Source organism: Thermoflexus sp. (assembly GCF_025055495.1).
Taxonomy (GTDB): domain Bacteria; phylum Chloroflexota; class Anaerolineae; order Thermoflexales; family Thermoflexaceae; genus Thermoflexus.
In genome coordinates this window covers 1-6,169 of the sequence record NZ_JANWXB010000032.1, presented here as the reverse complement: position 1 = coordinate 6,169, position 6,169 = coordinate 1, and the positions used below count along the sequence as shown (strand labels likewise).

Below are 6,169 nucleotides of genomic sequence, written 5' to 3'. Positions count from 1 at the left end.
AAGGGATCATGGCTTCCAAATTTAACCCAGGTTGGGCGCGATGGGAAACCGATATCCGGCAAGCCGGACGAGGGACGCGCTGGAAGCGCCGAGGGCCCCTGCCGGGCGCTTCGCATCGTGCTTGAAGATGAACGAAGCTTTTTCGTTTGTAGTCGGGCACATCAGTGCCCCGTTTTTGAGAACACCCTGGACGGGTCTCCACTTCACATTGCGCCTAACGGTAGACGGGGCTTTTTCTTGTTTGTAGACGGGCACGTCAGCGCCCGTCCGTTTTGTAGTCGGGCACATCAGTGCCCGTCTGTTTTGTTCCCCCAACGTTTTTCCCGCCTGGAGGGGATCTCCCTATGAGAAAGCCCTGCGGATCGCCCAGCGGATCCACGGAACGCCCAGGCATTGAAGCGCCAGCCCGTAGAGCCCCGCGCCGAGGAGGATGGCCAGCAACAGCCCCGGCCACCCGCGATCCGTCACCCAGGGGACCATCGGCCCCAGCGCCAGGCTCATGGCCAGGGTGGCCGCGCCGGCCTGCCCGACCGCGCGCCCCCAACGATGGGCTTCCAGACCCTCCAGCCGCCGGGCCAGGAGCACCAGGAGAAGGATCCCCTCAAGGGTCGTCGCCACGGTGTTGGCCAGGGCGACCCCGCCATGGCCCAGCGGTCCGATCCAGGCCAGGCTGAGGGCGATGTTCAGGGCCATCGCCCCCACCCCAACCCCCACCGGGGTCCGGGTGTCGTGGAGCGCATAGAAGGTCCGCGCCAGCAACTCCACGCCGGCGTGGGCGGGCAGGCCCAGCGCATAGAACTGGAGGGCCTGGGCGGTCCACTCCGTGGAAGCCGCGCCGAAGGCCCCTCGCTGGAAAAGGGCCGCGATGAGCGGCCGGCGCAACAGGATCATCCCGGCGGCGATCGGGAAGGTGATCCCCAGCAGGATCCCCAGGGTCTCCCCTAAGGTTCGGCGGAGCGCCCCGCGCTCCTCCCGGGCCGCCAGGGCGGAGAGGGTCGGGAAGGCGGCCGTGGCCATCGCCTGCGCCAGCACGATCTGGGGCTGCAGCATCAGCTGCCAGGCGAGGTTGAGCGCCGCCAGATATCCGGCGCCCAGGCCGGAGACCAGACGGGTGTTGACCAAGAAATTCAGCTGAATGGCGGCCAGGCCCAGCATCCGGGGGATCATCAGGGCGATCACCTCCCGGACATCGGGATCGCGCCAGCCCAGGCGAGGACGGTAACGCCCCCGGACCTGCCACCAGCCGGGGGCCTGGATCAGAAGGTGGAGGAAAGCGCCCAGGACCACCCCCCAGGCCAGCCCGTGCACACCCCCCCGAGGGGCCAGAAACAGAACCCCGGCGATCATCCCCAGGTTATACAGAATGGGGGCCAGGGCCGTCCAGAGGAACCGCTGGTGGGCCTGGAGGATGCCCATGATGATCCCGCTGAGGCCGAACACGGCCGGCGTGATCAGCATGATCCGCATCAGGGAGGCGGTGAGCTGCTGCTGGGGAAGGGGAACCTGGGGGGCCAGAAGAAGCTTCACGAGCATAGGGGCGGCCAGGCTGGCCAGGAGGGAAAATCCGCTCACCACGAAGGCCACCGTGGTCAGCACCGCGCTGGCCAGCCGCCATGCGGCGGCCTCGTCCCCCCGCGCCCGGTGTGTGGTGAAGACCGGAAGGAAGGCGGAGACCAGCGCCCCGCCGGCGAAGAGAGTGAACAACAGATCCGGGATCCGAAAAGCGGCCCAGTAGGCATCCAGTTCCGGGCTGGTGCCGAAGGCTCCATAGATCAGGATCTGGCGGAGCAGGCCGAGCAGGCCGTTGACCAGATAGGCCGCCGTCAGCAGGGTGGCCGCTCGGACGATCAGACGGAGCGGGCTCATCCACGTCCCTTCTTCCCCAGGGATCCGCGTCTTCGGATGGTGATCTCTCCACGGTGGTGGATCGGGCTCTCTTCCAGAAGGATCAGCTTTGAAGATGGGGTGGGTGGACCCCACTGCATCCGACAGCAGAATCCGCCCACCCCGATCCGCTATCCAGGGAATTGGGGGGTGGGTGGGGCCGCCGAAGACGGCCCCACCCCCTGCCCCCTCGCTTTATTTGGATCCAGGACCCGTTGCGGAGCGCTCCAGCCAGATGGTCACCGGACCATCGTTGTGGATCTCCACCAGCATGTGCGCTCCGAAAACCCCCGTCTGGACCGGGATGCCCTCGGCGCGGAGGGCTTCCGCGAAGCGTTCGATGAGCGGCCGGGCATGCTCCGGCGGAGCGGCGTGGATCAAGCTGGGGCGTCGCCCTTCATACGGATCCGCATACAGGGTGAACTGGGAGACCACCAGGGCCTCCCCTCCCACCTCTTTCAACGAACGGTTCATTTTCCCGGCCTCATCCTCGAAGATCCGCAGGTGGGCCACTTTTTTCGCCAGCCAGTCCGCCTCAGCGGGGGTGTCGGAATGAGTCACCCCCACCAGCAGCACCACCCCCGGCCCGATGCGGGCCACGGTTTCCCCTCCGACATGGACCGCTCCATGGCGAACACGCTGAACCAGGACGCGCATGGTGATGCTTCCCTGTAAATCGGGCTCGTCGCTCCAGCCCGTCGTGATCCTTCCGGATCTCCCGGGAAAAGCGGATTCCCCACGGGGCGGAAGCCCCTCCGGACAGCCCATGGCCGGGAACGGCGCCGCCCGGCTAACGGCGTCCGAAGGGGAAGGCCCCCACACTGGCCAGGGCGATCAGGATCAAGATTAGGGAGAGGCCGTAAGCGATCAACATCCCACGAGCGCGGATCGGAGGTTCTCGTTCCCGGAAGGCAGCAGCGGCGTGCGCCGCCCCGGCCGCCAGCAGACCCCAGACCGGATGGATCACCTGAACCGAGGTGAGCGGCAGGCCCCCGAGACGCTGGGCGAGCCAGAGCAAGATCCCCAGAGCGACCTGGATATCCAGGATCACCGGGTAAAAGCGGATCGACCGCTCCAGCAGAGGGGAAAGGGCGATCCCTCGACCTGCCCGGATTAGCCCATAAAGCGCTCCGATGGCGGCCAGGAGAACCGCCCAGCGCCACACGCTGTGAAGGATCACGAACACGGCCATCGATGTCCCTCCTGGATAGGATAGCGATGGAAACGAACGAGTGCCGCCTGCGCGATGGGAAATATGCAGGCCCTCCCGCGGGTTGGGGGGCGGGCCCGCCCCCGGAGGCCCCGGGAGCGGATGCCCCACCTGAGGTTGCCCATGGTGCAACCGGTCTCTCATTTCCAAGGGATCAACGCACCATTGCTTTGTCCATTTTTTTAGGGGTTTGGGGGGGCCTTTGGCCCCCCACCGCCCCCGAAAGATGTTTGGGGGGAGGGGCCATGGCCTCCCGGACGGGCTTCGGTCCCTCAAATCCCCAGCTTATAACTGGACAAAGCCCTATTGACACAGATTCCCGAGTTCTTTTAAATTCATTTGTGAAGCCCGCTGCCAGGAGGAGAGACGATGCGCTTTTATCTCTTCGGAGGGCTTTTGATCGGATTGTCCCTGGTGGTTCTCGCCTGCGCTCCCCCGCCTTCGCCAACTCCCACCCCGACTTCTCCAGGGGTTCCCCTCCGGCCGACGCCGACCATCCGGCCGGACCTCCCGCTTCCTCCGGACGCCTTTAATCTGGATGTGACCACGGCCCGCATTGCCTTTGACACAAAGATGAGCGTTCAGGAACTGGTGGAATTTTACAGCACCCAAATGCCGCAGCAGGGCTGGCAGGTTCTGGGAGCCCCGACTCAATATGGCCAGGTGGGCAATCTGCTTTTCCAGAAAGACGGGACCGTCGTCAATATTCAGTATCAGCACAACGATCTGACCCAGATCACCTCGGTTCAGATCACGCTCCCATAAGCCAGCAGAGGAGGCGCATCGTTCGTCTTCTCCTCAAAGAGGGATTTTATCCCTTCTCCCACAGCCCTCAGGACCGTGGGAGGAATATGGCGTGCGGGCCCGCGTGCCAACCTCATCCGAGCCCCCTTGTGGCATCGCTTCGATCGGGTAAAAATAAGGCGGTGGAGGGATGCATGCGGGATCCCTCCACCGCCTTATTCCATCCACCAGGTGCTGTCCGCCATCCGCTCACATCACCTCAACCGTCATCTCCTCATGGACGATCTCAGCGAAGCGGTCCAGGTCCAGGATGTTCAGGCGCATCTGCTCTGGACCTTCCCCTTCATCCGGGGACTCCAGAATGATGTCGGCCACATCCTCCAGCAGGGCCCGTTTGGTGGCGATGCCCAGACGGCCGCGCAGCTGTTCCGGCGTCAGCTCAGGATAGTAAGCGGCCAGGGTATCGAAATCGATGGCGGCCACCGCCAGGTCTTCTAAGAAAAGCTGCTTGGCGATGATGTCCGCTGCGTAGCGCTCCAGCGGGTTGCTCCGCCGACGCCCCCGCCGTCCTTTCTGGAGAGGTTCTTCGGCCATTGCGGTGTTCCTCTTGGGAAATCCTCCCCTGAGTATACGCAATCCACAGTCATCCGACAAATCCCTTGCCTCCTGATGGATGGAAGCTCCAGCGCTTCCTCAGGCCCCGCCGGTTTCGATCGGGAGGGCTTGGGGGGTGGGGCGAAGTGCCGCCTTTGGCGGCGCCCCCGAAGCGATCGGGAAATCCCCCGCCGGACTTCGGGCAAATGGAGAGCGGGAGGGTCTACGATGAGGGGTCTTTTCCTCCGGAAGCCGGGAAGACCCGCCGGAAGGTTCAGGGGAGCGCCCCGCTGAGGTTGGACCGCGCCGGTTCCCCCAGGCCGCTTGACAAATGTTCGCGATCCCCTTATAATAAAAGCGCTTTTGTAAAGCGCTTTATCAAATCCTGCGGATCGGCCCTCCTCGTCGACGAGGAGATGCAGGATCGTCCTCGATGAAAGCGGAGGTGGGCGTTCCTGCTGGAAGCCCCCCTCAGGCAAGAAAGGCATGCCGACCATTTATGACATCGCGCGGGAAGCGGGTGTTTCCATCACCACCGTCTCCAACATCCTGAACAACAAGGGCCGCTTCAAACCGGAGACGGTGGCCCGGGTGCTGGAGGCGGTGGAGCGCCTCCGATACCGCCCGAATTTTGCCGCCAGAAGCTTGGCGGCCCGCCGAACGAACACCGTCGCCCTCTCCGCGTTATTGACCCCCGAATCCTTCGATCCCCTGAACCTCCAGTATTTCGGCGCGATCGCCCGGGCGGTCAGCGGCTCCGGCTTCAATTTCCTGCTCCACATCAGCCACGATCCGGAATCCTTCGAGCGTTTCATCTCCCTCGGGATCTGTGATGGCTGGCTGCTGATGATGGTCCGCCGCCGGGATGAGCGCATCCTCCTCCTGCAGGAGCTCGGCGTCCCCTTCGTCTCCATCGGCCGGCCGGATGAAATGGAAGGGATCGATGTGGTGGACACGGATTTCGAGCAGACGGCCCGGCTGGCGCTGGAGCATTTGCTCGCCCTGGGGCACCGGCGGATCGCCTATCTGGCGGAGCCGCTGGAGTTCGGCTACTCCGCCATCCGCCTGCGGGCGTATCTCGACCTCCTGGAGGAGTATGGCCTGCAGGAGAACGCGGACCTAGTGGCGGAGACGGATGGGACGGAGGCGGGGACGGTGCAGGCGCTGAAGGCGCTGTGGTCCAGGGGGGATCGGATCACCGCGATGATCACCCATGACATCCCGGCCCTCACGGTGTTGCAGACCCTGAAAAGCTGGGGCCTGCGGGTTCCCGATGGGGTCTCGGTGGTGGGTTGTTCGGACTCGCCGCTGGCGGCGCTGGCGGACCCGCCGCTGACCACGATCAACTTGCATGTAGATCGCATCGCGGCCGCGGCCGCGGAGGCGCTGGCCCGACGGCTGCAGGAGCCGCATGCGCCGCCGGCCCGCATCTTGATCCCCGGGCGGCTGGTGGTGCGGGGTTCCACCGGCCCGCCGGCCGGGTGCCCATGAGTTCGTGAAGCTCAGCGGAACGCCTTTCCATCTCACCGCTGCAAGGGCACCGATCCCGATCAAGGAGAGGCGACAGACAGCTGCGGATGGAGGTTCCAGGTGACACCGGAACGGGTGTCCCTGTAGCCCGAGACCCTGACCCGATTTCAGGAGGTGGAAGATGGTTCCGCGACGTTTCTATCCCGTGATGGCGATGCTGGCTTTGTTGGGCCTGCTGCTGGCCGCCTGCGCGCCGGCGGCTACGCC

General features: G+C 64.9%; 6 protein-coding genes. 2 read left to right on the top strand and 4 right to left on the bottom strand.

Annotated features, from left to right (window positions below; genetic code table 11):
- Positions 1 to 342: 342 nt before the first annotated feature.
- The 3 genes from murJ to NZM16_RS01155 all read right to left on the bottom strand — a co-directional run bounded on the left by murJ (position 343) and on the right by NZM16_RS01155 (position 3,076).
- Positions 343 to 1,866, bottom strand: coding sequence for a murein biosynthesis integral membrane protein MurJ (gene murJ, locus NZM16_RS01165; protein ID WP_295453037.1), 1,524 nt, complete (start codon positions 1,864 to 1,866; stop codon positions 343 to 345).
- Between the two features lie 213 nt (positions 1,867 to 2,079).
- The gene (dtd, locus tag NZM16_RS01160; protein WP_295453039.1) at positions 2,080 to 2,541 is read right to left on the bottom strand and encodes a D-aminoacyl-tRNA deacylase; all 462 of its coding nucleotides are present in this window, start codon (positions 2,539 to 2,541) and stop codon (positions 2,080 to 2,082) included.
- Positions 2,542 to 2,674: 133 nt separating this feature from the next.
- Positions 2,675 to 3,076, bottom strand: coding sequence for a hypothetical protein (locus NZM16_RS01155; RefSeq protein ID WP_295453042.1), 402 nt, complete (start codon positions 3,074 to 3,076; stop codon positions 2,675 to 2,677).
- 387 nt (positions 3,077 to 3,463) lie between these two features.
- Between NZM16_RS01155 and NZM16_RS01150 the strand changes: the two genes are divergently transcribed.
- The gene (locus NZM16_RS01150) at positions 3,464 to 3,859 is read left to right on the top strand and encodes a hypothetical protein (protein WP_295453043.1); all 396 of its coding nucleotides are present in this window, start codon (positions 3,464 to 3,466) and stop codon (positions 3,857 to 3,859) included.
- Between the two features lie 228 nt (positions 3,860 to 4,087).
- Here NZM16_RS01150 and NZM16_RS01145 read toward each other — a convergent pair whose 3' ends face one another.
- Positions 4,088 to 4,432, bottom strand: a complete 345-nt coding sequence (locus NZM16_RS01145) for a hypothetical protein (protein WP_295453046.1) — start codon at positions 4,430 to 4,432, stop codon at positions 4,088 to 4,090.
- A gap of 486 nt (positions 4,433 to 4,918) precedes the next feature.
- Between NZM16_RS01145 and NZM16_RS01140 the strand changes: the two genes are divergently transcribed.
- Positions 4,919 to 5,923 carry a LacI family DNA-binding transcriptional regulator gene (locus tag NZM16_RS01140; protein ID WP_295477901.1) on the top strand — a complete coding sequence of 335 codons (1,005 nt, stop codon included), beginning with the start codon at positions 4,919 to 4,921 and terminating at the stop codon, positions 5,921 to 5,923.
- The last annotated feature ends 246 nt before the right edge of the window (positions 5,924 to 6,169 follow it).